The following is a 22,344-nucleotide window of genomic DNA, read 5'->3' as shown; positions in this document are numbered from 1 at the left end:
TGCGTGCGGCGCATCGGCGACGGGTGGCCCGAGATCGTTCACCGCAAACGTTGCACGCGCGCGTCGGATACGGCGCGCGCATGGCTGCCGTGTCGTTCGCGTGCCATCTTTCCTCGGTTACAATCGCCGCATGCGAATCCTACTCAGCAATGACGACGGTTACCTGGCGCCGGGCCTTGCTGCGCTTTACGAAGCGCTCAAGCCGATTGCGGACGTCACCGTGATGGCCCCCGAACAGAATTGCAGCGGCGCGTCGAATTCGTTGACGCTGTCGCGGCCGCTCTCGGTCCTGCGCTCGGCCAATGGCTTCTACTACGTGAACGGCACGCCGACCGACTCGGTGCACATCGCGTTGACGGGCATGCTCGACCATACGCCGGATCTGGTGGTCTCGGGCATCAACAACGGCCAGAACATGGGCGAAGACACGCTCTATTCGGGCACGGTCGCCGCCGCCACCGAAGGCATCATGTTCGGCGTGCCGGCCATCGCGTTCTCGCTCGTCGACAAAGACTGGGTGCATCTCGAAGACGCGGCCCGTGTCGCCGCCGACATCGTTAAGCATTATCTCGAGCAGCCGCTGCCCGGGCATCCATTGCTGAACGTCAATATTCCGAACCTGCCTTACGACCAGCTCGACGGCTGGCATATCACGCGTCTCGGCAAACGACATCCATCGCAGCCGGTGATCCGCCAGACCAACCCGCGCGGCGAGCCGATCTACTGGATCGGTCCGTCGGGCAGCGCGCGCGACGCGAGCGAAGGCACCGATTTCCACGCGGTCGTCAACGGCCGGGTGTCGATCACGCCGCTGCAGCTCGATCTGACCCACACGCAAATGCTGCCCGCGGCGCGCGACTGGGCGCGCGCCGGCAGCGGCGCTTCATGACGAGCGAGCGCGCCAAGCGTTTTCCGCTCGGCCTCGAGGACCTGGTGCGCGAACCGCGCCGGCCCGAGGGGCGCCCGGGCGAAGTGCGCGCGGCGGCGCTTGCCGCGAGCGCGGCGCTGAATGCGCGTCAACAGCCAGCGAAGCCGCAAGCGAGAACGCCGGGCAAAGCGCAGAGCGCGCTTCAGCCCAAGGCTCAAGCCGTGCCGCAAGCGAGACCGCCGGGCCAATCCGCAGCCCAATCGGCAGTCCAATCGGCAGTCATTACGCAGCCGAAGCCGCAGGCCGCGCCGTCGACATTACTGTCGTCATCGATCAAACCGCCGGCCAGGCCCGCGATACTGACCGCACATGGCAAGGCCGCGCAGACGCCGAGCCCGACTGCACGCACCGCAGCGCAGTCCACACCGTCCGCCAAACCCGCCGGCCGCGCCAACGAGCGCATGACGGCGCCGAACGTCGCGTTGAGCGGCGCATTGGCGCTGACTTCGGAACGGGTCCGCGAACGGATGGTCGAACGCCTGCGTGCGAACGGCGTGACCGATCAGCGCGTGCTGAACGCGATGTCGGTGGTGCCGCGCCACATGTTCGTCGACCCGGGCCTCGCGGCCCAGGCGTACGAAGATGCGGCGTTGCCGATCGGTCATCACCAGACGATCTCCAAGCCCTCGGTGGTCGCGCGAATGATCGAACTGGCCGCGGCCGGCCGCGCGCTGACCAACGTGCTCGAAATCGGCACCGGCTGCGGGTATCAGGCGGCGGTGCTGAGCCAGGTCGCGCGCGAGGTGTATTCGATCGAACGCATCAAGCCGCTGTCCGAGCGCGCGAAGACGAATCTGCGTCCGTTGCGTATTCCGAACATACGGTTGCATTACGGCGACGGGCGGCTCGGTTTGCCGTCGGCGGCGCCGTTCGATGCGATCGTGATCGCCGCGGCCGGACTCGACGTGCCGCAGGCCTTGCTTGAACAACTCGCGATCGGCGGCCGTCTGGTTGCGCCGGTCGGCTCGCAGGACGGCCAGAACCAGGTGCTGACGCTGGTCGAGCGCCTCGGGCCTGCGCAATGGCGCGAGTCGCGGCTTGATCGCGTTTTCTTTGTACCCTTAAAATCCGGAGTGATTTGACACCGATGAGTATGTTGCGCGCGATGCAAAGAACCAGCCTGAATGTCCCCATGACCGTAACCCAGCGTAGCGTGTGCGTGCTCGCCTTGTCCCTGTTGATGACGGCTTGTGCTTCCCGGCTCGACCAGGCGCCTGTCGTCGACCGCTCCGGCGGCGGTGTACTCGGCACCCAGGCCGCGCAGCCGGCCGTGCCGCTCGGCCCGCCGCCGCCCGGCTACTACCGCGTGAAGCCGGGCGACACGCTGTACCGGATTGCGTTGGAGAACGGCCAGAACTACCGCGATATTTCGACGTGGAACAACCTGACCAACCCGAATCAGATCGAGGTCGACCAGCTGTTGCGTGTCGTGCCGCCGGGTGCGAATACGGCCGGGCTGACGCCGGGTGTCTCGACCGCGCCGATCGGCGGCACTGGCGCGGTGCAGAGTGCGCCGCTCGGCGGTGCGTCGACGGGCGCCGCAGCCGGCGTCGCCGTGCCGCCGCTGTACGGCGCGACTGCGAACAACCAGGCCGTGACGCCGCCGGCCAATCCGAACGCCGCCAGCGACTCGGCCAATGGCGCATCCGGCAACGTCGCGTTTGCGTGGCCGGTGCGCGGTCCTCTGCTCGGCACGTTCAACGATTCGACCAACAAAGGTGTCAATATCGGTGGTGCCGCAGGCGATGCGGTGAAGGCTTCCGCGGATGGCCGCGTGGTCTATGCCGGAAATGGGCTGCGTGGTTACGGCAATCTCATTATCATCAAGCATGACGCAACTTATCTCACCGCGTATGCACACAACCGCGCTTTGATGGTAAAAGAGGGAGACGCGGTGACGAAAGGCCAGAAGATCGCTGAGATGGGCAATAGCGATTCCGACCGTGTGATGTTGCATTTCGAAGTTCGCCGTCAGGGTAAACCTGTCGACCCACTGAAGTATTTGCCGCCGCAATAAGCGATACGACCATGCCGAAATCGAAGCGCCGCCCGCCGCAAGCCGAGACTGAAACGATCAGCCAAGCCACGTCCGCTGCGGTGGATGAAAGCGGCGCTTCGGAAGTGGAAGAAGAGATCGCAGAAGAGCGCGATCTCGACGAGCGTCAGAGCGGCACCGACGAAGCCGGCGACGCCCGTGAAGGTGCGAGCGAAGCCGCGCCGGATGCCGACGATTTCCGCGCGCTGCTGCAAGCCGAGCTGACGGCCGACACCATCCAGCATTATCTGAATCGCATTAGCGTAAAGCCGCTTCTCACCGTCGAGGAGGAGCAGAAATATTCGCGTCTTGCCAAAGCGGGCGAGTTCGATGCGCGGCAGGTGATGATCGAGCGCAATCTGCGGCTGGTCGTCAGTATCGCGAAGGGTTATCTGAATCGCGGCGTGCCCTTGCTCGATCTGATCGAAGAGGGCAACCTCGGTCTGATGCACGCGATCGAAAAATTCGATCCGACGCGCGGCTTCCGCTTTTCGACTTATGCGACCTGGTGGATTCGTCAAAGCATCGAGCGCGCGATCATGAACCAGGCGCGCACCGTGCGCTTGCCGGTGCACGTGATTCGTGAGCTCAACCAGGTGTTGCGCGCGAAGCGCCATCTGGAAAAGAACTCGATGAATTCCGGTGAGGCCGCCGAGCGCCGCGACGCCAGCATCGACGACATCGCCTATCTGACCGGCAAGACCACCGACGAAGTCACCGACATTCTCGCGCTCAACGAGCACACGGCCTCGCTGGATGCGCCGCTCGACCTCGATCCGGCGAGCAGCCTGCTCGATCTGCTGTCCGACGACCAGAGCCAGTCGCCGGATGCCGAAGTGCAGCATCGCGAGCTGGAAACGCTCACGCGGGCGTGGCTCGCGCGCCTGTCGGACAAGCATCGTCATGTGATCGAGCGCCGCTTCGGGCTCAATCACATCGAACCCGCCACGCTCGAAGAACTGGCCGACGAAATGGGCCTCACGCGCGAGCGTGTGCGCCAGATCCAACAGGAAGCGCTTGTGCGTCTGAAGCGCTTCTTCGCCTCCAACGGTGTTCGGAAGGACGCCGTTCTATAACCTGATGACTCCGATTCTTGTTTTCGACATCGAGACGATTCCCGATGTCGCCGGCGTTCGCCGCCTCGAAGATTTGCCTGCCACGCTGAGCGACGCCGAAGTCGCCGAGCACGCGTTCGCCGCTCGCCGTGAAAAGACCGGTAGCGATTTTCTGCCGCATCATCTGCAACGGATCGCCGCGATCTCCTGCGTGTTCCGCGACAACAACGGTTTCCGCGTGCGCTCGCTCGGCACGCTGGAAGACGGCGAGGCCGCGCTGATCCAGTCGTTCTATCGCGTGATCGAAAAGTACACGCCACAGCTCGTGTCGTGGAACGGTGGCGGATTCGACCTGCCGGTGCTGAACTATCGGGCATTGGTCCACGGTATTCCCGCCAGCCGCTTCTGGGATCTCGGCGAGGACGACCGCGAGTTCAAGTGGAACAACTACATCAGCCGCTATCACGCGCGCCATACGGATCTGATGGACGTGCTCGCGATGTATCAGGCGCGCGCCAACGCGCCGCTCGACGCGCTCGCCAAGATGTGCGGCTTTCCCGGCAAGATGGGCATGGACGGCAGCCAGGTGTGGCATGCCTATCAGGAAGGCCGCATCGAGGAAATCCGTAATTACTGCGAGACCGACGTCGTCAATACGTATCTGCTGTATTGCCGGTTTCAGCTGATTCGCGGCGCCTTTTCGGCGGCGGAGTATGCTGATGAGATCAACCTGGTCAAGAATGCGCTGGCGCTGGAAGTCGCGCCGCAATGGGCCGAGTATCTGGCGGCGTTCGAGCAGTAGTGTTGCGCTGGCCGGCGCCAGAGCCGGCTGACGAGGCGCCGCGCCGGATCGCCGGCCGCCGCGGCGGTTGACGACACAACAGCGAATCGCACGCGCGGCCGGCTACCGCAGCGCTTCGTCTACAATCTCGCCTTTCCCCCAAGTCTGTCAGGAAGTCGCAGGTGTCCCGAACTGCCCCCCATCGTCGCTCGCCGAAGCGCCCCGCGAAATACCAGAAGGCGCCGGCGCCCGCGCCCGTCATCACCGGCAATGAACCGGTCATCGAAATCGATTCGCTCGATATGGAAGCGCGCGGCGTCGGCCGCACCGAGAGCGAAGACGGCACGCCCGGCAAGGTGATTTTCGTCGAAGGCGCATTGCCCGGAGAGCGCGTCAGCTACTCGACGCATCGCAGCAAGCCGAAGTTCGAGCAAGCCGAAGTCGTTCAGGTGTTCCGCGAGAGCGTGATCCGCACCAAGCCGAAGTGCACCTACTTCGATATCTGCGGCGGCTGTTCGATGCAGCACGTCGATATCCGCGCGCAGGTCGCCGTCAAGCAGCGCGTGCTCGAAGACAACCTGCAGCATCTGGCGAAGCTGCGCCCCGAAACGGTGTTCCGGCCGATTCACGGGCCGGCCTGGGGGTATCGCTATCGCGCGCGCCTCGCGGTGCGCTTTCTGCCGGAGAAGGGCGGCATGCGCATCGGCTTTCACGAGAAGAAGAGCAGCTACATCGCCGACATGAAGACCTGCGAAGTGCTGCCGCCGCATGTCTCGGCGATGCTGATGCCGCTGCGTTTCATGGTTCGCAAGCTGTCGATCTACGACTGCATGCCGCAGCTTGAACTGGCGGTCGGCTCGTCGGTCACGGCGCTGGTAGTGCGCAACCTCGAACCGATCACCGCCGCCGACGAACAGGTGCTGCGCGATTTCGCCGACGAGCACAAGGTGCAGTTCTGGCTTCAGCCCGGCGGCCCGGACACGGTCGCGCCGCTCTATCCGCTCGACGTGCAGCTCGACTACACGCTGCCGGAATACGACATTCGCATGCCGTTCAAGCCGACCGACTTCACCCAGGTAAATCACGCGATCAACCGCGTGCTGGTCAGCCGGGCGTTGCGCCTGCTGGCGCCGGCGCGCACCGATCGTGTGCTCGACCTGTTCTGCGGGATCGGCAACTTCACGCTGCCGCTCGCGCGGATCGCGAAGGAAGTGGTGGGCATCGAAGGCAGCGAAGTCTTGACCACGCGGGCGCTCGCCAATGCCGAACTGAATGGCGTGGCGGGGCATACGTCGTTCGCATGCCGCAATCTGTTCGAAGTCACCGCCGACGACCTGCGCACGCTTGGCCATTTCGACAAGTTCCTCATCGACCCGCCGCGCGAAGGCGCGCTGGCCGTCGCGAAGGCGCTGGCGGAGATCGCGCAGAGCGGCAACGGGCCGCTGCCGAAGCGCATCGTCTACGTGTCGTGCGCGCCGGCGACGCTCGCACGCGATGCGGGCCTGCTCGTGCATGAGGCCGGTTACCGGCTGGTCGGCGCGGGCGTGGTGAACATGTTCCCGCACACGTCGCACGTGGAATCGATCGCGTTGTTCGAGCGGGACTGAGCGCCGCTGACGGCCTTATTGGCCGCCTGTAGCGGAACGATGCAGGCGGTTCGCACAAATAAAAACGCCACGACCGGAAGTCGTGGCGTTTTTATTTCCAGCTGGGTTTCAGTGCGTGGCGCGCGTTAGAACTGCCACCACGACTTCTGCGTACCCGGCCGTGCGTGGCCCGTGATGTATGGGCTGTCGGGGAAGGTGCCGGCCAGCACACGCTTGGTATCGTCGGCAAGTTGCGGCTGGTTCAGTTTCTGGTACGACAGCATCATGATGTGCAGCGCGTCTTCGATAGCCGGTGCGTTCTTGTACTCCCGCAGCGCCAGTTGCGCGCGGTTGATCGCCGCGACATACGCGCCGCGGCGATAGTAGTAATCCGCCGCGTGGACCTCGTGCGAGGCCAGCGCGTTCACGATGTAGCGCATGCGTTGCGCGGCATCCGGCGCATACTTGCTGTTCGGGAACCGGTCGACCACCACCTTGAACGCGTCATACGACTCGCGCAGCGACTTCGGATCGCGCTCGCTCATGTCCTGGCCGGAGAAGCGGCCGAACAGACCGAGGTCGTCGTTGAAGTGGATCATGCCCTTCAGGTAGTACGCGTAAGCGATGTCCGGGTGATCCGGGTGAAGCTGGATGAAGCGGTCGATCGCCGTGTCGGCGGCGGCGTTTTCGTTGTCTTTCCAGTTGCAGTACGCGACGTTGATCTGCGCCTGCTGGGCGAAATGGCCGAACGGGTCACGGCCTTCGAGCATTTCGAAGTATTTCGCGCACTTGCCGAAATCACCACCGGACAAGGCGTCGTTCGCCTCCGTATATAATTTGTTGTTGTTCCACGTTGCCGTTTCGTCGGTCTTTTCCGGCAGGCCGTGGCAAGCCGCAACGGCGACGACGGCTGCGGCACACGCAATGTATCCGGCCACTTTCCGGGCCGCCTTCTTGATGGCCGCTAAATTGATCGCCGCTTCAGTGATGGTGTTCAAGGCTCGCATTTTCCAGTCTAGCTTTACGTCCAGGTGACCCAGACTCAATGACCCGCTCAAATACTCCAGGTGCCGCAACCGGCGCCGGGAATAGCAACAAAGATTATAGCGTAAGCGCTGACCCCTCCGACGTGTTGGGCGTCGATTCCCTCGACGACGATCTCGGCAGCGACGCGCTCGCCGCCGCGGGCGCGCCGGCCGTGGTGCCGACCGTGGCGAGCCGCGTCGCCGACGAAAGCCCGCGCAGCGTCGTCGTGCCCGACGAACTGGCCGGCGAGCGCCTCGACAAGGTGCTTGCGCGGGTGTTTCCCGAATTCTCCCGCAACCGGCTGCAAAGCTGGATCGAAGCGGAGCGGGTGCGCATCGACGGCAAGCCGGCGAAAATCCGCCAGCCGGTGCCGCTCGGCGCGACCATCGAGCTCGTGCCCGATCTGCTGCCCGAGCAGCTTGCCTTCACGCCCGAGCCGGTGCCGCTCGACATCGTCTACGAAGACGACACGCTGGTGGTGATCAACAAGCCGGCCGGCATGGTCGTACATCCGGCGGCGGGCAACTGGAGCGGCACGGTGCTGAACGGTCTGCTGTACCGCTACGGCGACGCCGCGGCGGGCCTGCCGCGCGCGGGCATCGTGCACCGCCTCGACAAGGAGACCTCCGGGCTGATGGTGGTGGCGCGCACGCTCGAAGCGCAGACCGACCTCGTGCGCCAGTTGCAGGCGCGCACGGTGAAGCGCCGCTATCTCGCGCTGGTGTGGGGCAACATGCCGGAAGAGGGCACGATCGACGCGCCGATCGGCCGCGATCCGCGCGAACGCACGCGCATGGCGGTGGTGACGAGCGCGTCGGGCAAGCCCGCGCGCACGCATTTCCGCCGGGTCGATTCGGCGATCTGGCAGCGTCAGCCGGTCACCGCGATTCACTGCGATCTCGAAACCGGCCGGACCCATCAGATTCGCGTGCATTGCGCGCACATCGGCCATCCGCTGCTCGGCGACCCGGTGTATGGGCGCGCGCGCGGCAAGCGCTCGGTCACGCCGCTACCCGACGGCTTCGCGCGCCAGGCGCTGCATGCGTGGCGGCTCGGGCTGATTCATCCGCAAACCGGTCGCACGATGCAATGGCGCGCCGACGTGCCGGAAGACATGGAGGTGCTGTCGGCGGCGCTCGGTCTGGGGCGCGACGACGCGGGCGAGTTCGACGAGACGTACTATGAGGAGGACGACTACGACGCGTCGCTCGATGATGACGAAGACGGCGCGCTCGATCACGACGACGATGCCGAAGACGCAGACGATCACGACAAGGACGATCACGCATGAGCCCGAATCTGTCGGAGTTGAGCTTTGCCGATGTCGTGCAACCCGCATGGAACGTGTCGCCGCGCGTGCGCGCGCTCGTCACGACGCGCGACGGCGGCGTGAGTCAGCCGCCGTTCGGCCGCTGGCGCAATGACGCGGACCAGCCCGGCGGCCTCAATCTCGGCATGAAAGCCGGTGACGATCCGGCCGCGGTCGCGCTGAACCGCAAGCGGCTGCTCGATCTCGCGGGCGTGAGCGAGGCCGCGTGGCTCGAACAGATTCACGGCGCGAGCATCGTGCGAGCTGAAGATGTGCTCGCGCAGGCGCGCGCGGACGGCACGCCGACGCGCGCCGACGCGAGCGTCACCGATCGCCCCGGCACCGTGTGCGTGGTGATGGTGGCCGACTGCATGCCGGTGCTGCTGTGCGACGAAGCGGGCCGCGCGGTCGGTGCGGCGCATGCGGGTTGGCGCGGGCTGGCGGCGGGCATCGTCGAGCAGACCGCGCAGCGTGTCGCGCAGCTCGCCGGTGTCGAGACGCGCGCACTGCATGCTTATCTCGGGCCGTCGATCGGTCCCGCCGCGTTCGAAGTCGGCCCCGACGTGCGTGACGCCTTCATGAACGGTGTCGACGGCGCACAACGGGAGGCCACGGCGAACGCATTCGTCGAGCATCCGCGCAATCCCGGCAAATATCTCGCGGATCTCCCGGCGCTGGCGCGCTTGCGTCTGCAGACGCTGGGCGTGACGCGCGTCGTCGGCGGCGATCTCTGCACGGTGACCGAACGTGAGCGTTTCTATTCATATCGCCGCGATCGGGAGACCGGCCGCATGGCCGCGCTGATCTGGCTGGACGATCAGGCGCAGACCCTCGCGGACTAACGCGGCCTGCGCCGCTCCCGATTCAGACAAAACCACGCCCGCATGACGACGCTTCGTACACTGATCCGTCATCATGCGGGCGTGCTGCATTGGCGGGCGCGGATGGCCTGAGCCACGCGTTTCGCGGACTCGCGTATGCGGGTTTGTGCCGAGCGGCGCGGTGCATTTTTGCTGCGTTGCCGGAATTCGCGGGGCTGGCGTAGATCTGCCGCATAAAGTGTCTGCGCGCGAACGGATAAACACACATAAACCCAAGCGTTACGGGAGCTTTTTTCGTTCACGGCCCGCTCCAATCACCAGACTTCAAAAAGCGCGATCTGCTACACAGGGAAAACGATAATTAAAAAACTATCGCACTGCGTCAAAATCGGGAACAAGCATTGACATGCCTTGCGATGGGGAGCAAGAATGTTCCTCACGAGCTCCTCGTACATGGGACAGGGCGTGACGAGGTCGCGAGCAATGGCTCACGTGCGCACGAACCTGCCTCTCAACCCGTCCGTAAGGACTTACCGGTCAAAAGCAGGTATGGCAGCTTCTCATTCCTCAGCTTCCCCTAGCACGGACTCCTCGAAGGAGCAGACGCAGCAGGCCGGTACGAGCGGCGCAACGCCCGCCGCCGGCATGCAACAGTTATTCGACACGTGGATGAACGCGTGGCGCTCGCTCGGTACGCCACCTGGCGCGGGCGGCGTACCGTTCTCCATACCCCAGATGCCGCAGGTGCCCAGCGTCGCGCAAATGGGCTTTCCCCAGATTCCGTCGTTTCCCGGCATGCCCGATTTCAGCAAGTTGGCCGCGGGCGCGATGCCGTCCATGCCGTCGTTCGCCGGGCTGAATATCCCGAGCGCGGCGATTCCGTCTGAACGTCTGCAGAAACTGCAAGCCGACTATTCGCGCGAGGCGATGGAGTTGATCCAGCAGGCCGCTTCGTCGGCGGCCAAAGCGCCCGAACTCAAGGACCGCCGCTTCAGTGCCGAAGCATGGAGTGCGACCCCCGCTTATGCATTCACCGCCGCCTGGTATCTGCTGAACGCGCGCTATCTGCAGGAAATGGTCGACGCGCTCGACATCGAGCCGAAGGTGCGCGAGCGCATCCGTTTCGCGGTCCAGCAGTGGACCGCGGCGGCCTCACCGAGCAACTTCTTCGCGTTGAATCCCGAAGCGCAAAAGACCTTGCTGGAAAGCAAGGGTGAGAGCCTGCGCCAGGGCGTGATGAACCTGCTCGGCGACATGCAGCGCGGCAAGATTTCGCAGACCGACGAATCGCGTTTCGTGGTCGGCGAGAATCTTGCGAACACCGAAGGCTCGGTGGTGTTCGAGAACGACCTGCTGCAATTGATCCAGTACAAGCCGCGCACGGCTACCGTGCGCGAGCGGCCGCTGCTGATCGTGCCGCCGTGCATCAACAAGTTCTACATTCTCGATCTGCAGCCGGAGAACTCGCTGGTCGCGCACGGTCTCGATTCGGGACACCAGGTGTTCCTGATTTCATGGCGCAACGCCGATCAATCCATCGCGCATAAAAGCTGGGACGATTACATCGACGAGGGCGTGCTCACCGCCATCAAGACGGTCAGCCAGATCAGCGGGCGCGAGCAGATCAACACACTCGGCTTCTGTGTCGGCGGCACGATGCTCGCCACCGCGCTGGCGGTCGCCGCGGCGCGCGGCGAACACCCGGCCGCGTCGATGACGTTGCTCACCGCGATGCTCGACTTCTCCGACACGGGCGTGCTCGACGTGTTCGTCGACGAGGCGCACGTGCAGATGCGCGAGCAGACCATCGGCGGCAAGAACGGCGCGCCGGGATTGATGCGCGGCATCGAGTTCGCCAACACGTTCTCGTTCCTGCGGCCGAACGACCTGGTGTGGAACTACGTCGTCGACAATTACCTGAAGGGACGCACGCCGGTGCCGTTCGATCTGCTGTACTGGAATAGCGACTCGACCAGCCTGCCGGGTCCGATGTACGTCTGGTATCTGCGCAACACGTACCTGGAAAACCGGCTGCGCGAGCCGGGCGCGCTGACCACCTGCGGTGAGCCGATCGACCTGTCGAAGATCGACGTGCCCACCTTCATCTATGGGTCACGCGAAGACCATATCGTGCCGTGGCAATCCGCCTACGCGTCGGTGCCGCTGCTCGCCGGGCCGCTGAAATTCGTCCTCGGCGCGTCGGGGCACATCGCCGGCGTGATCAATCCGCCCGCGAAGAAAAAGCGCAACTACTGGACCCTCGAAGGCGACGCCAAAACATTGCCGCAGAGCGCCGACGAATGGCTCGACGCCGCGTCGGAAGTGCCGGGCAGCTGGTGGCCGGAATGGACCACGTGGCTCGATCAGTACGGCGGCAAGAAGGTCAAGCCGCGCGCCACGGCCGGTTCGGCCGAATTTCCGGTGATCGAGCCTGCGCCCGGACGCTACGTGCGGCAACGGGAGTAAAGTTAAACGCGCTTCACGGTGCGGTGTTTGGCGGTGTGAATGAGCGTCTGATTGAGCAAGGGCGTAAGAGCAACGAATTTTTAACTTGACGGGCTGCGGCGCAGTTGGCCGGCGTGCCCGGAGGATATGGAAATGACTGATGTTGTGATCGTATCGGCCGCCCGTACGGCAGTAGGCAAATTCGGTGGATCGCTGGCGAAGATCGCTGCGCCCGATCTCGGCGCGGTGGTGATCCGCGCCGTGCTCGAACGGGCCGGTATGAAGCCCGAGCAGGTGAGCGAAGTGATCCTGGGGCAGGTGCTGACGGCCGGCTCCGGCCAGAACCCGGCGCGTCAGTCGCTGATCAAGGCGGGCCTGCCCGCGGCAGTGCCGGCCATGACGATCAACGTGGTATGCGGCTCGGGTCTGAAGTCGGTCATGCTCGCGGCTAATGCCATCATCGCGGGTGACGCGGACATCGTCGTCGCGGGCGGTCAGGAAAACATGAGCGCGGCGCCGCACGTGCTGCCGGGTTCGCGCGACGGTTTCCGCATGGGCGACGCGAAGCTGATCGACTCGATGATCGTCGACGGTCTGTGGGACGTCTACAACCAGTACCACATGGGCGTGACGGCGGAAAACGTCGCGAAGGAATACGGTATCACGCGCGAACAGCAGGACGCGTTCGCGGCGCTCTCGCAGAACAAGGCGGAAGCCGCGCAGAAGTCGGGCCGTTTCGACGACGAAATCGTGCCGGTCGAGATCCCGCAACGCAAGGGCGAGCCGCTGCGTTTCGCTACCGATGAATTCGTGCGTCACGGCGTGACGGCGGAATCGCTGGCGGGCCTGAAGCCGGCGTTCTCGAAAGAAGGCTCGGTCACGGCGGCCAACGCGTCCGGTCTGAACGACGGTGCGGCGGCGGTGCTGGTGATGTCGGCGAAGAAGGCCGAGGCGCTCGGCCTCACGCCGCTTGCGCGCATCAAGGCTTACGCGACCTCCGGTCTGGATCCGAAGGTGATGGGCATGGGCCCGGTGCCGGCTTCGCGCCGCTGTCTGGAACGCGCTGGCTGGACGCCGGCCGACCTGGACCTGATGGAAATCAACGAAGCGTTCGCCGCCCAGGCGTGCGCCGTGAATCAGCAGATGGGCTGGGACACGTCGAAGATCAACGTGAACGGCGGCGCGATCGCGATCGGCCACCCGATCGGCGCGTCGGGCTGCCGGATTCTCGTCACGCTGCTGCACGAAATGCAGAAGCGCGATGCGAAGAAGGGTTTGGCGTCGCTGTGTATCGGCGGCGGCATGGGTGTGGCGCTGGCGCTCGAGCGCGCCTGAGTACGCCGCGCTGACCGGCGCAGCGAAGCGCCGGCCGGCAAGGCATCAGGCAAGGTTGCCGCGCGTCACGGCGAAGCAGATGGCGCGTGGTGTCAGCAGTGGCCTCGTCGGCCGGTCGCCCGGCGGCATTGGAGATGAAGCACCAGACGAGGGGAGAGGTTGCCGGTCGGCGCCTCGAAAAAACGATAACGGAGTGTAGTTTATGACACAGCGAATTGCGTACGTAACGGGCGGGATGGGCGGTATCGGCACGAGCATTTGCCAGCGACTGCACAAAGAGGGCTTCAAGGTGATCGCGGGCTGCGGCCCGAATTCGCCGCGCCGCGTGAAGTGGCTCGAAGAGCAGAAGGCGCTGGGGTTCGATTTCGTGGCGTCGGAAGGCAACGTCGGCGACTGGGAGTCGACCAAGGCCGCGTTCGAGAAGGTCAAGGCCGAAGTCGGCGAGATCGACGTGCTGGTGAACAACGCCGGCATTACGCGCGACGTCGTGTTCCGTAAAATGACGCACGAAGACTGGACGGCGGTGATCGACACCAACCTGACCAGCCTCTTCAACGTCACGAAGCAGGTGATCGACGGCATGGTCGAGCGTGGCTGGGGCCGTGTCATCAACATCTCGTCGGTGAACGGCCAGAAAGGCCAGTTCGGACAGACCAACTACTCGACCGCGAAGGCCGGTATTCACGGCTTCACGATGTCGCTCGCGCAGGAAGTGGCCACCAAAGGCGTGACGGTCAACACCGTGTCGCCGGGCTACATCGGCACCGACATGGTCAAGTCGATCCGTCCGGACGTGCTGGAAAAGATCGTGGCGACGATTCCGGTGCGCCGCCTGGGTCAGCCGGACGAAATCGGCTCGATCGTGGCGTGGCTCGCGTCGGATGAGTCGGGCTTCTCCACGGGCGCTGATTTTTCGCTGAACGGCGGTTTGCATATGGGCTGAGTCACCGGCGTGCCGCTCACAAGGCGGCACGCTCCGGCTCAGATGGTTCCGGCGGCGTCCCGGCTGCGCAATGCCCGATTGCGCAGCCGGCTGACGCCGTTTCCGCGCTCAACTCGCGCTCAAAGGCGTTACATGACCACTACTACAAAGAAAACAGCCGATCGACTGATCAAGAAATATCCGAATCGTCGGCTCTACGATACCGAGACAAGCACGTACATCACGCTCACGGATGTCAAGCAGCTCGTGCTCGATCAGGAAGATTTCAAGGTCATCGATGCGAAGAGCAACGAGGACCTGACGCGCGCCATCCTGTTGCAGATCATCCTCGAGGAGGAGAGCGGCGGCTTGCCGATGTTCTCGTCGTCGATGCTGTCGCAGATCATCCGTTTTTACGGTCATGCGATGCAGGGCATGATGGGCACGTATCTGGAAAAGAACATCCAGGCCTTCATCGACATTCAGGCGAAGCTCGCCGACCAGTCGAAGAATCTGTATGAAGGCAAGGCGATGAATCCGGAAGTCTGGTCGCAGTTCATGAACATGCAGGCCCCGATGATGCAGGGCATGATGACCAGCTATATCGAGCAGTCGAAGAACATGTTCGTGCAGATGCAGGAGCAGATGCAGAACCAGGCGAAGTCGATGTTCGCCACCTTCCCGTTTACGCCTGGCGGCGCGGTCAATGCCGGCAATGTCGGCAACGCACCGGGTACGCCGCAAACCGATCCGGAGCCGGAGAAGAAGTAACGGCGTAGGGTGTGCGCGTCTTTCTGACGTGACGCCTTCAAGGGGGCAGCGGCGACATTTGGCATGCCGCTGTTTGCGGCGCCGCCTGCACTGCCTCCGCGCTTGTGCCCATGCATCGCACAGGCGCATAGCCGCCGGCGCGGTACAATTACGGGTTGAGCGTGTAGGTGCTCTTCCATAGGATGGGGTTTTCATAACCCTTGACCCCTTGCTTCACCGCTCCCCCATTCTCGTCATCGCCATCGTCACCGCTCCAGCCGGGCCCGCTTTGCTTTACGTCGCAGATCACTTTCCCCACCGCACCGAGCCCTTCGACTCTGAAGGCCGGACCGGTCAGCCTCGTTTGACCGGCGGACCGCTTACGCAGGCCCCCGCATGAGCCGGCTGTTTCTCGCCCCGATGGAGGGGCTCGCGGACTACGTATTGCGCGACGTGCTGACCGGCACGGGCGGCTTCGACGGCTGCGTGTCGGAGTTCGTTCGCGTGACGGGGTCGTTGCTGCCCCCCCGCGTCTACGAGAGAGAGGCGCCCGAAGTCCTCCACGGAAGCCGCACCGCGAGCGGCACGCCGATGGTGATTCAGCTGCTCGGCAGCGATCCCGGGTGGATGGCCCGCAACGCGGCGCAAGCGGCCACCTTGTCGCCGTACGGCGTCGACCTGAACTTCGGCTGTCCCGCCAAGCTGGTTAATCAGCACGGCGGCGGCGCCATGCTGCTGGCCGACCCCGAGCAATTGCACCGGATCGTCTCGGCCGTTCGCGCGGCGGTGCCGGCCAGCGTCGCCGTGACGGCGAAAATGCGCCTCGGTGTGTCCGACACTGCGCGGGCGATCGATTGCGCAGTCGCGCTTGCGGAGGGCGGCGCGGCCTCGCTCGTCGTCCATGCGCGCACGCGCGATCAGGCCTACCGGCCGCCGGCCCACTGGGAATGGATCGCGCGCATCGACGCGGCCGTCCGCGTACCGGTCATCGCGAACGGCGAAGTCTGGAGCGTGGCGGACTGGGAGCGGTGCCGGGCCGTTAGCGGCTGCGCGGACGTGATGCTCGGTCGTGGCGCCGTGTCGGACCCGTTCCTCGCGCTGCGAATCCGCGGACAGATGGATCCGTTCCCGTCCGATGTGGAATGGCGGCGTGTGCTTCGCGATATCGCCGGATATCTGAAGAAGTTGCAGGCCCGCGCGACGCACAGCCACGAGCATGGCCGCGTCAAGAAGTGGCTCAGCTACCTGCAGCGGACCTGGCCGCAGGCGGCCGAACTGCACGCGGCGATCCGGCGGGTGCAGGATTCGCACGAAATTCTCGGCGTGATCGAGCAGGCGCTGGCTTCCGGTGCGGCGCTCCGCGCAGCTCGACCCGAATACGCCGAGCAGTTCGATCCGGCCGAGGCCGTGGCCGGTTGAGCGCTAAAATTCAAAGACTTACGAGCGGTGACCGTGCCGAACCGCTACAATTCAAGGTTTAACGTCTTCATGCGGTCCCCCATGTCTGCCACCCCCACGATTGCCTCGACCGCCGCGCCCGCGGCCGCACCTAAAGTCGGTTTTGTCTCGCTCGGCTGCCCGAAAGCGCTAGTCGACTCCGAGCAGATCATCACCCAGCTGCGCGCCGAAGGTTACGAAATTTCCGGTACGTACGACGGCGCGGACCTCGTGGTCGTCAACACCTGCGGCTTCATCGACGAAGCGGTGCAGGAAAGCCTCGACGCAATTGGTGAAGCGCTCAACGAGAACGGCAAGGTGATCGTCACCGGCTGCCTCGGCGCGAAGAAGAGCGGCAGCGGCTCGGGGCTGATCGAAGAGGTGCATCCGAAGGTGCTGGCCGTGACCGGCCCGCACGCGGTCGGCGAAGTGATGCAGCACGTGCACACGCATCTGCCGAAGCCGCACGACCCGTTCGTCGACCTGGTGCCCGCGGCGGGCATCAAGCTCACGCCGCGTCACTACGCGTATCTGAAGATTTCCGAAGGCTGCAACCACCGCTGCACGTTCTGCATCATCCCGTCGATGCGCGGCGACCTCGTGTCGCGCCCCGTCGCCGAAGTGATGCTCGAAGCGGAAAACCTGTTCAAATCCGGCGTGAAGGAATTGCTGGTGATTTCGCAGGACACGAGCGCCTACGGCGTCGACGTCAAATATCGCACCGGTTTCTGGAACGGCAAGCCGATCAAGACGCGCATGACCGATCTGGTCGGCGCGCTCGGCGAACTCGCCGCGCAATACGGTGCGTGGGTGCGTCTGCATTACGTGTATCCGTACCCGAGCGTCGACGAAGTGATTCCGATGATGGCCGAAGGCCCGTACAAGGGCCACGTGCTGCCGTATCTCGACGTGCCGTTCCAGCACGCGCATCCCGAAGTGCTCAAGCGCATGAAGCGCCCGGCCAACGCCGAGAAGGTGATGGAGCGCGTCAAGGCATGGCGTGAGATGTGCCCGGATCTGACGATTCGCAGTACCTTCATCGCCGGCTTCCCGGGCGAGACCGAGGAGCAGTTCGAGACGCTGCTCGACTTCATCCGTGAGGCGGAACTGGACCGCGTCGGCTGCTTTGCGTATTCGCCGGTCGAGGGCGCGAGCGCCAATGAACTCGACGGCGCGTTGCCCGACGAAGTGCGAGAAGAACGTCGCGCGCGTTTCATGGAAGTGGCGGAGGAAGTGTCGGCGAAACGGATCGCGAAGAAGGTTGGCAAGACGCTGAAGGTGCTGGTCGACGAGATCAACGCCGACGGCGGCATTGGCCGCACCGCGGCGGATGCGCCGGAGATCGACGGCGTCGTGTATATCGCGCCGGCTACCAAGGCGTCCAAACGCTATAAGGTTGGCGATTTCGTGTCGGTGAAGATCACCGGCGCCGACGGCCACGACCTGTGGGGCGAGGTCTAAGCGATGACCGTCAGCATTGCCGCAACGCCGGAAAGCCAACCCGCAGCGATCCTCGCCCTCGGCGAGGCGATGATCGAATTCAACCAGTCGGCGAAAGACCAGCCGAACTATTTGCAGGGCTTCGGCGGCGACACGTCGAACTTCTGCATCGCGGCGGCGCGCCAGGGCGCGCGCACCGGTTTCGTGTCGGCGGTCGGCGCGGATCATTTCGGGCGTCTGCTGGTCGATCTGTGGGAGCGCGAGCAGGTGGATACGTCGCTCGTGCGCGTCGATCCGCACGCGCCCACCGGCGTCTATTTCGTGTCGCATGGCCCGAACGGCCACGCGTTCGATTACCTGCGCGCCGGTTCGGCGGCGAGCCGCTACGCGCCGCACGATTTGCCGCGCGACGCGATCGCCGCGGCCAAGGTCGTGCATCTGTCCGGCATCAGCCTCGCGATCAGCCTGAGCGCCTGCGATGCCGCGCTGGAAGCGATCGCGCATGCGCGCGCCAGCGGTGTGCGCGTGAGCTTCGACACCAACCTGCGCCTGAAGCTGTGGCCGCTCGCGCGGGCCCGCGCGGTGATGCTCGAAGCGATCCGCCAGACCGACATCTGTCTGCCGAGCTGGGACGACGTCACCGACCTCACCGGTTTGACGGGGCGTGACGAGATCGTCGATTTCCTGCTCGCACAGGGTCCGCGTGTGGTTGCGCTGAAGCTCGGCAAGGAAGGCTCGTATATCGCGACGCCCGACGAGCGGCGCGTCGTGCCGGGCCACGTCGTCAACGCGGTCGATGCGACCGGCGCGGGCGACTGTTTCGGCGGCGCGTTCATCGCGCGCATTGTCGAGGGCGACGATCCTTTTGCGGCGGCGCGCTACGCGAACGTCGCCGCGGCGCTGTCCACGCAAGGCTACGGCGCGGTGGCGCCGATTCCTTCGCGTGCCAGCGTCGAACGAATTCTGGCGGGCTGAACGCAAAACCATGCGCCGCGACGCGCGGCCCGCCAAGTCAAGATCATCTATATGAGACTTTCATAGACTAGAGAGGAGCGAGCGATGCAACGGGACGTGGTGGTGGTAAGCGGTGTGCGTACGGCAATTGGCGGCTTTGGCGGCAGTCTGAAGGATTTTTCGCCGACCGATCTCGGCGCGCGGGTGGTGCGTGAAGTGCTGACGCGCGCCGGCGTATCGGGCGACGAAGTCGGCCACGTGGTGTTCGGCAACGTCGTGCACACCGAACCGAAAGACATGTATCTGGCGCGCGTCGCCGCGATCAACGGCGGCGTCGCGCAGCACACGCCCGCGTTGACCGTGAACCGCCTGTGCGGCTCGGGCCTGCAGGCGATCGTCTCGGCCGCACAGAGCATCCTGCTCGGCGACGCCGACATCGCGATCGGCGGCGGCGCGGAAAACATGAGCCGCGCGCCTTATTCGATGCCCGCCGCGCGCTTCGGTCAGCGCATGGGCGACGCGCGCCTCGTCGACATGATGGTGGGCGCGCTGAATGACCCGTTCCAGTCGATCCACATGGGCGTGACCGCCGAAAACGTCGCGCGCAAATACGACATTTCGCGCGAAGCCCAGGATGCGCTCGCGCTCGAATCGCACCGCCGCGCGGCTCACGCGATCACGAGCGGCTACTTCAAGGAACAGATCCTGCCAATCACGCTGGCGTCGAAGAAAGGCGACACCGTGTTCGACACGGACGAACACACGCGCATGAACGCGTCGGCGGAAGACTTCTCGAAGCTGAAGCCGGTGTTCGCGAAGGAAAACGGCACGGTGACGGCCGGTAACGCGTCGGGCATCAACGACGCCGCCGCGGCGCTCGTGCTGATGGAGCGCGGTGTCGCCGAACAGCGCGGCGTGAAGCCGCTCGCGCGGCTGGTGTCGTATGCGCACGCCGGTGTCGATCCGGCGTACATGGGCATCGGTCCGGTGCCGGCCTCCCGCAAGGCGCTCGAACGCGCCGGCCTGACGGTCGCCGATCTCGACGTGATCGAGGCGAACGAAGCGTTCGCCGCGCAGGCCTGCGCGGTCAGCAAGGAACTCGGCTTCGATCCGGCGAAGGTGAATCCGAACGGCTCGGGCATTTCGCTGGGCCATCCGATCGGCGCGACCGGCGCGCTGATCGCCGTCAAGGCGCTGTACGAATTGCAGCGGATCGGCGGGCGCTATGCGCTGGTCACGATGTGCATCGGCGGCGGGCAGGGTATTGCGGCGATCTTCGAGCGGATTTGACGCGCGTGGTGAACCGGTAGCAAGCAGGTATCAAGGTAATGAGGAAGGAACGGATGCGGGAATCGAAAGCGATGAAGGGCGCGATGAAGGGCGCGATGAGGGATGCGCTGAAGGGCGCGACGGCGCGGCGCGGTTGGGCGATCATGAGCGCGGCCGCGTTGCTGTGCGCCGGCACGGTGGCGTTGACACCCGCGCAGGCCTGGGCGGAAAGCGATGCGGTCAAGCAACTGGCGGCGCCTCCGGCGATCCAGTTGCCGCTCAAGCCGAGCCCCGAGTTCGCAAAATTCCCGCGTTACGCCGGCACGCTGGGCTCGCGTCAGATCGTGCTGCGGCTCGGTGCGAAAACCGACGATCCGTCCGGCGTGCACGGCGAGTATCAGTACACCGATACCGGCGAGGTGATCCTGATCGCCGGCGACCGTAATGGGGATACGCTCGAAGTCGAGGAATCGAACGACGGCACCCATATCACCGGTAACTGGGTCGGCACGTTCGCCGCGGACGGCTCGGTGGAGGGCGATCGGATGAACGTCGACGATTCCGATCCGCAGCCGTTCAATCTGAAGCCGCTCGCGGCGGGGCAGGCGGTGCCCGCTGCGGCGGGCAGGGTCACGCCCGCAGCGGGAGCGGCGCAGCAACCTTCGGCCAGCGGCCGCGCCGCCGGGTCCGCTGCGGCACCCGCTCCAGCCGCCAGGACCGGCGGCCAGCCGGTGGGCGGCGTCAGCAATCTGCAAACCGGCGAGTGAAACCGCTGCCACGCGCGCCGTCGGTCGATCCGACGCAATTTCGCTGGCTCGTCTACGCTTGCATAGGCGGCGCGTGTGCCGAAACCACGCGCTCGCCACTTCCGTCTCGCTTCTGTCCGCTTTTATCCGTTTCTCTCAGCTTTCATCGAACTTCGCCATGACCCAATCCAAACTCAAACGCGGTCTGCAAACCCGCACCGTGCGCGCCGAGGACCAGTTGACGCCGGGCTTCGAGTCGTTCTCGATACCGGTCACGCGAGCGTCGACGGTCGTGTTCCCCGATCTCGCGACCATGCGTGCGCTCGACTGGAAAAACGACGCGCAATGGCGCTACGGCCTGCATGCGACGCCGACTTCCCTCGCACTCGCGCAGCGCCTCGCCGCGATCGAAGGCGGCAAGCATGCGCTGCTGCAGCCGTCGGGGCTGTCGTCGATTTCGAATGTGTACTTCGGCCTCGTGAAAGCCGGCGACGACGTGCTGATTCCCGATAACGTCTACTCGCCGAATCGCGATCATGGCGACTGGCTGGCGCGCGATTTCGGCGTCAGCGTGCGTTATTACGATCCGCTGATCGGCGCGGGCATCGCTGATCTGATCCAGCCGAATACTCGCCTCATCTGGATCGAAGCGCCGGGCTCGGTGACGATGGAAGTGGCCGACGTGCCCGCGATCACGGCGGCGGCGCGCGCGCGCAACGTCGTCACGGCCATCGACAACACGTGGTCCGCAGGGCTCGCGTTCCGGCCGTTCGAGCACGGCGTCGACATCTCGGTGCAGGCGCTGACCAAGTATCAGTCGGGCGGCGGCGACGTGCTGATGGGCGCGACGATCACGGTCGACCGCGAATTGCATCTGAAGCTGAAGGCGGCGCGCATGCGCATGGGGATCGGCGTCTCCTCGGACGACTGCTCGCTGATACTGCGCAGTCTGCCGTCCATGCAGTTGCGCTTCGCGCAGCATGACCGCGCGGCGCTCGGTCTTGCGACATGGCTGAAGAGCCGCCCGGAAATTTCCGCGGTGTTGCATCCGGCCATCGCCGACTGTCCTGGCCACGAGTTTTACAAGCGCGATTTCACGGGCGCGGGCGGGCTGTTTTCGGTCGTATTCGACGAGCGTTACAGCGCGGCGCAAATCGATACGTTCTGCGAGTCGCTCGAACTCTTCTCGCTCGGCTGGAGCTGGGGCGGTGCGCACAGCCTCGCCATGCCGTACGACGTCGCGTCGATGCGCACCGCCGGGCAGTGGCCGCATCGCGGGACCTTGGTGCGGTTCTACATCGGCCTCGAAGAAGAGGCCGATTTGCGCGCGGACATCGAGCAGTGCCTCGCTGCGCTGAACTAGACGGCTGAGTGCGTTCGCTGCGGGGATACCCCCACGGTGATGCCATATGTAAGCCCATCGGGACACCTTCCCGGTGGGCTTTTTTTTGCCCCAGTAGCTAGTAAGCCTAAGCATTTGTCTGAAAATGCGTTAGGGCTGTCGA

The 22,344-nt window shown here is 64.8% G+C and carries 19 protein-coding genes; 18 read left to right on the top strand and 1 reads right to left on the bottom strand.

Annotation, left to right across the window (positions count from 1 at the left end; genetic code table 11):
• Positions 1 to 130: 130 nt before the first annotated feature.
• From surE to rlmD, 6 genes are all read left to right on the top strand, one after another.
• Positions 131 to 889, top strand: coding sequence for a 5'/3'-nucleotidase SurE (surE, locus tag ACZ9H4_RS09315; RefSeq protein ID WP_408143210.1), 759 nt, complete (start codon positions 131 to 133; stop codon positions 887 to 889).
• Positions 886 to 2,010, top strand: a complete 1,125-nt coding sequence (locus tag ACZ9H4_RS09310) for a protein-L-isoaspartate(D-aspartate) O-methyltransferase (RefSeq protein ID WP_476118864.1) — start codon at positions 886 to 888, stop codon at positions 2,008 to 2,010. The genes surE and ACZ9H4_RS09310 overlap by 4 nt, the downstream gene beginning before the upstream one ends.
• Positions 2,011 to 2,015: 5 nt before the next feature.
• Positions 2,016 to 2,945: a peptidoglycan DD-metalloendopeptidase family protein gene (locus ACZ9H4_RS09305; RefSeq protein ID WP_408143214.1), complete on the top strand. Its 930-nt coding sequence runs from the start codon at positions 2,016 to 2,018 to the stop codon at positions 2,943 to 2,945.
• Between the two features lie 11 nt (positions 2,946 to 2,956).
• Positions 2,957 to 4,039: an RNA polymerase sigma factor RpoS gene (gene rpoS / locus ACZ9H4_RS09300; RefSeq protein ID WP_408143216.1), complete on the top strand. Its 1,083-nt coding sequence runs from the start codon at positions 2,957 to 2,959 to the stop codon at positions 4,037 to 4,039.
• Between the two features lie 4 nt (positions 4,040 to 4,043).
• Entirely contained in the window at positions 4,044 to 4,820 is a 777-nt protein-coding gene (locus ACZ9H4_RS09295) for a 3'-5' exonuclease (RefSeq protein ID WP_476118862.1), read from the top strand.
• A 161-nt stretch (positions 4,821 to 4,981) separates the two neighbouring features.
• Entirely contained in the window at positions 4,982 to 6,406 is a 1,425-nt protein-coding gene (rlmD, locus tag ACZ9H4_RS09290) for a 23S rRNA (uracil(1939)-C(5))-methyltransferase RlmD (protein ID WP_476118861.1), read from the top strand.
• Between the two features lie 125 nt (positions 6,407 to 6,531).
• Here rlmD and ACZ9H4_RS09285 read toward each other — a convergent pair whose 3' ends face one another.
• Entirely contained in the window at positions 6,532 to 7,392 is an 861-nt protein-coding gene (locus ACZ9H4_RS09285; protein WP_168668490.1) for an outer membrane protein assembly factor BamD, read from the bottom strand.
• 38 nt (positions 7,393 to 7,430) lie between these two features.
• Here ACZ9H4_RS09285 and ACZ9H4_RS09280 point away from each other — a divergent pair, with 38 nt between their 5' ends.
• The 12 genes from ACZ9H4_RS09280 (at position 7,431) to ACZ9H4_RS09225 (ending at position 22,202) form a co-directional block, all read left to right on the top strand.
• Positions 7,431 to 8,702, top strand: coding sequence for an RluA family pseudouridine synthase (locus ACZ9H4_RS09280; RefSeq protein ID WP_476118860.1), 1,272 nt, complete (start codon positions 7,431 to 7,433; stop codon positions 8,700 to 8,702).
• Entirely contained in the window at positions 8,699 to 9,562 is an 864-nt protein-coding gene (gene pgeF / locus ACZ9H4_RS09275) for a peptidoglycan editing factor PgeF (RefSeq protein ID WP_476118859.1), read from the top strand. The genes ACZ9H4_RS09280 and pgeF overlap by 4 nt, the downstream gene beginning before the upstream one ends.
• A 624-nt stretch (positions 9,563 to 10,186) precedes the next feature.
• Positions 10,187 to 12,007, top strand: a complete 1,821-nt coding sequence (phaC, locus tag ACZ9H4_RS09270) for a class I poly(R)-hydroxyalkanoic acid synthase (protein WP_408143249.1) — start codon at positions 10,187 to 10,189, stop codon at positions 12,005 to 12,007.
• A gap of 132 nt (positions 12,008 to 12,139) precedes the next feature.
• Positions 12,140 to 13,321: an acetyl-CoA C-acetyltransferase gene (locus ACZ9H4_RS09265; RefSeq protein ID WP_408152568.1), complete on the top strand. Its 1,182-nt coding sequence runs from the start codon at positions 12,140 to 12,142 to the stop codon at positions 13,319 to 13,321.
• Between the two features lie 202 nt (positions 13,322 to 13,523).
• Positions 13,524 to 14,264, top strand: a complete 741-nt coding sequence (locus tag ACZ9H4_RS09260) for a 3-ketoacyl-ACP reductase (RefSeq protein WP_408143228.1) — start codon at positions 13,524 to 13,526, stop codon at positions 14,262 to 14,264.
• A 132-nt stretch (positions 14,265 to 14,396) separates the two neighbouring features.
• A complete protein-coding gene (gene phaR / locus ACZ9H4_RS09255; RefSeq protein ID WP_408142471.1) occupies positions 14,397 to 15,014 on the top strand; it encodes a polyhydroxyalkanoate synthesis repressor PhaR in 618 nt (205 codons plus the stop codon).
• 375 nt (positions 15,015 to 15,389) lie between these two features.
• Positions 15,390 to 16,412 carry a tRNA dihydrouridine synthase gene (locus ACZ9H4_RS09250; RefSeq protein WP_476118858.1) on the top strand — a complete coding sequence of 341 codons (1,023 nt, stop codon included), beginning with the start codon at positions 15,390 to 15,392 and terminating at the stop codon, positions 16,410 to 16,412.
• An 81-nt stretch (positions 16,413 to 16,493) separates the two neighbouring features.
• Positions 16,494 to 17,891 (top strand): 30S ribosomal protein S12 methylthiotransferase RimO, encoded by a 1,398-nt coding sequence (gene rimO / locus ACZ9H4_RS09245; protein ID WP_408152570.1) that lies wholly within the window; start codon positions 16,494 to 16,496, stop codon positions 17,889 to 17,891.
• A 3-nt stretch (positions 17,892 to 17,894) separates the two neighbouring features.
• Positions 17,895 to 18,845 (top strand): sugar kinase, encoded by a 951-nt coding sequence (locus ACZ9H4_RS09240; RefSeq protein WP_476118856.1) that lies wholly within the window; start codon positions 17,895 to 17,897, stop codon positions 18,843 to 18,845.
• Between the two features lie 84 nt (positions 18,846 to 18,929).
• Positions 18,930 to 20,114 (top strand): beta-ketothiolase BktB, encoded by a 1,185-nt coding sequence (gene bktB, locus ACZ9H4_RS09235; RefSeq protein WP_408142463.1) that lies wholly within the window; start codon positions 18,930 to 18,932, stop codon positions 20,112 to 20,114.
• 53 nt (positions 20,115 to 20,167) lie between these two features.
• Entirely contained in the window at positions 20,168 to 20,860 is a 693-nt protein-coding gene (locus tag ACZ9H4_RS09230; protein ID WP_476118855.1) for a hypothetical protein, read from the top strand.
• Between the two features lie 157 nt (positions 20,861 to 21,017).
• A complete protein-coding gene (locus tag ACZ9H4_RS09225) occupies positions 21,018 to 22,202 on the top strand; it encodes a cystathionine beta-lyase (RefSeq protein WP_476118853.1) in 1,185 nt (394 codons plus the stop codon).
• Positions 22,203 to 22,344 lie beyond the last annotated feature (142 nt).

This window comes from Paraburkholderia sp. TE9906 (genome assembly GCF_056279605.1).
Note: the sequence above shows the minus strand (reverse complement) of the source record. Positions and strands in the feature narration are given on the sequence as shown.

Bases quoted from the DNA above. Each gene is read 5' to 3' on its own strand.
- ACZ9H4_RS09240 (WP_476118856.1), top strand. From the start codon at position 17,895: ATGACCGTCAGCATTGCCGCAACGCCGGAAAGCCAACCCGCAGCGATC.
- phaR (WP_408142471.1), top strand. From the start codon at position 14,397: ATGACCACTACTACAAAGAAAACAGCCGATCGACTGATCAAGAAATAT.
- ACZ9H4_RS09295 (WP_476118862.1), top strand. From the start codon at position 4,044: ATGACTCCGATTCTTGTTTTCGACATCGAGACGATTCCCGATGTCGCC.
- ACZ9H4_RS09260 (WP_408143228.1), top strand. From the start codon at position 13,524: ATGACACAGCGAATTGCGTACGTAACGGGCGGGATGGGCGGTATCGGC.
- ACZ9H4_RS09225 (WP_476118853.1), top strand. From the start codon at position 21,018: ATGACCCAATCCAAACTCAAACGCGGTCTGCAAACCCGCACCGTGCGC.
- bktB (WP_408142463.1), top strand. From the start codon at position 18,930: ATGCAACGGGACGTGGTGGTGGTAAGCGGTGTGCGTACGGCAATTGGC.
- ACZ9H4_RS09265 (WP_408152568.1), top strand. From the start codon at position 12,140: ATGACTGATGTTGTGATCGTATCGGCCGCCCGTACGGCAGTAGGCAAA.
- ACZ9H4_RS09285 (WP_168668490.1), bottom strand. From the start codon at position 7,392: ATGCGAGCCTTGAACACCATCACTGAAGCGGCGATCAATTTAGCGGCC.
- ACZ9H4_RS09230 (WP_476118855.1), top strand. From the start codon at position 20,168: ATGCGGGAATCGAAAGCGATGAAGGGCGCGATGAAGGGCGCGATGAGG.
- ACZ9H4_RS09310 (WP_476118864.1), top strand. From the start codon at position 886: ATGACGAGCGAGCGCGCCAAGCGTTTTCCGCTCGGCCTCGAGGACCTG.
- rimO (WP_408152570.1), top strand. From the start codon at position 16,494: ATGTCTGCCACCCCCACGATTGCCTCGACCGCCGCGCCCGCGGCCGCA.
- pgeF (WP_476118859.1), top strand. From the start codon at position 8,699: ATGAGCCCGAATCTGTCGGAGTTGAGCTTTGCCGATGTCGTGCAACCC.
- surE (WP_408143210.1), top strand. From the start codon at position 131: ATGCGAATCCTACTCAGCAATGACGACGGTTACCTGGCGCCGGGCCTT.
- ACZ9H4_RS09280 (WP_476118860.1), top strand. From the start codon at position 7,431: ATGACCCGCTCAAATACTCCAGGTGCCGCAACCGGCGCCGGGAATAGC.
- phaC (WP_408143249.1), top strand. From the start codon at position 10,187: ATGCAACAGTTATTCGACACGTGGATGAACGCGTGGCGCTCGCTCGGT.
- ACZ9H4_RS09250 (WP_476118858.1), top strand. From the start codon at position 15,390: ATGAGCCGGCTGTTTCTCGCCCCGATGGAGGGGCTCGCGGACTACGTA.
- rpoS (WP_408143216.1), top strand. From the start codon at position 2,957: ATGCCGAAATCGAAGCGCCGCCCGCCGCAAGCCGAGACTGAAACGATC.
- ACZ9H4_RS09305 (WP_408143214.1), top strand. From the start codon at position 2,016: ATGAGTATGTTGCGCGCGATGCAAAGAACCAGCCTGAATGTCCCCATG.